Annotated in this window: 1 rRNA gene; it reads right to left on the bottom strand. The window is 56.7% G+C overall.

The annotated features are described in order from the left end of the window. Positions 1-338: 338 nt before the first annotated feature. Positions 339-1,857 (bottom strand): 16S ribosomal RNA (locus IEY62_RS21600). Between the last annotated feature and the right edge of the window lie 10 nt (positions 1,858-1,867).

Genomic DNA, 1,867 nt, shown 5'->3' with positions numbered 1-1,867 from the left:
GGAAGGAACCAGCCGCAGGAACAAAAAGAAACACCAGAAGTGCCCCCCTTGCATTGCTGCAAAAAGGTCCTGTTGCCTCAGGACCCAACAGTGCGCCAAACACAACCCCCACCAGCCACACCCCGGACACGTTCCCAACAACCCACACCCCCCACAAAGAGAGAGCACAGACCGCCGTACTAGCACCAGGACACAACCACGAAAGCCATGCCAAAAAATGATTCGTTGATATTCCACCCATGAGCACCCACCGCAGAACAAACGCCTGCGCAATGGGCAACACTAACAACCCCCACCACCCCATGCAGGGCAACAGAACGCTGTAAGCAGCTCCTTAGAAAGGAGGTGATCCAGCCGCACCTTCCGGTACGGCTACCTTGTTACGACTTAGTCCCAATCGCCGGTCCCACCTTCGACGGCTCCCCCCACAAGGGTTAGGCCACCGGCTTCGGGTGTTACCAACTTTCGTGACTTGACGGGCGGTGTGTACAAGGCCCGGGAACGTATTCACCGCAGCGTTGCTGATCTGCGATTACTAGCGACTCCGACTTCATGGGGTCGAGTTGCAGACCCCAATCCGAACTGAGACCGGCTTTTTGGGATTAGCTCCACCTCACAGTATCGCAACCCTTTGTACCGGCCATTGTAGCATGCGTGAAGCCCAAGACATAAGGGGCATGATGATTTGACGTCGTCCCCACCTTCCTCCGAGTTGACCCCGGCAGTCTCCTATGAGTCCCCGGCCGAACCGCTGGCAACATAGAACGAGGGTTGCGCTCGTTGCGGGACTTAACCCAACATCTCACGACACGAGCTGACGACAACCATGCACCACCTGTAAACCGACCGCAAGCGGGGCACCTGTTTCCAGGTCTTTCCGGTTCATGTCAAGCCTTGGTAAGGTTCTTCGCGTTGCATCGAATTAATCCGCATGCTCCGCCGCTTGTGCGGGCCCCCGTCAATTCCTTTGAGTTTTAGCCTTGCGGCCGTACTCCCCAGGCGGGGCACTTAATGCGTTAGCTACGGCGCGGAAAACGTGGAATGTCCCCCACACCTAGTGCCCAACGTTTACGGCATGGACTACCAGGGTATCTAATCCTGTTCGCTCCCCATGCTTTCGCTCCTCAGCGTCAGTTACAGCCCAGAGACCTGCCTTCGCCATCGGTGTTCCTCCTGATATCTGCGCATTTCACCGCTACACCAGGAATTCCAGTCTCCCCTACTGCACTCTAGTCTGCCCGTACCCACTGCAGAACCGGAGTTGAGCCCCGGTCTTTCACAGCAGACGCGACAAACCGCCTACGAGCTCTTTACGCCCAATAATTCCGGATAACGCTTGCGCCCTACGTATTACCGCGGCTGCTGGCACGTAGTTAGCCGGCGCTTCTTCTGCAGGTACCGTCACTTACGCTTCTTCCCTACTGAAAGAGGTTTACAACCCGAAGGCCGTCATCCCTCACGCGGCGTCGCTGCATCAGGCTTGCGCCCATTGTGCAATATTCCCCACTGCTGCCTCCCGTAGGAGTCTGGGCCGTGTCTCAGTCCCAGTGTGGCCGGTCACCCTCTCAGGCCGGCTACCCGTCGTCGCCTTGGTAGGCCATTACCCCACCAACAAGCTGATAGGCCGCGAGTCCATCCAAAACCACAAAAGCTTTCCACCCCCCACCATGCGATGAGGAGTCATATCCGGTATTAGACCCAGTTTCCCAGGCTTATCCCAGAGTCAAGGGCAGGTTACTCACGTGTTACTCACCCGTTCGCCACTAATCCCCCAGCAAGCTGGGATCATCGTTCGACTTGCATGTGTTAAGCACGCCGCCAGCGTTCATCCTGAGCCAGGATCAAACTCTCCGTTGAAAACAAAAAA

Source organism: Paenarthrobacter histidinolovorans (assembly GCF_014647595.1).
Classification (GTDB): Bacteria; Actinomycetota; Actinomycetes; order Actinomycetales; family Micrococcaceae; genus Arthrobacter; species Arthrobacter histidinolovorans.
The sequence above is the reverse complement of the archived record's forward strand: the minus strand, read 5'-3'. Positions and strand labels throughout refer to the sequence as shown.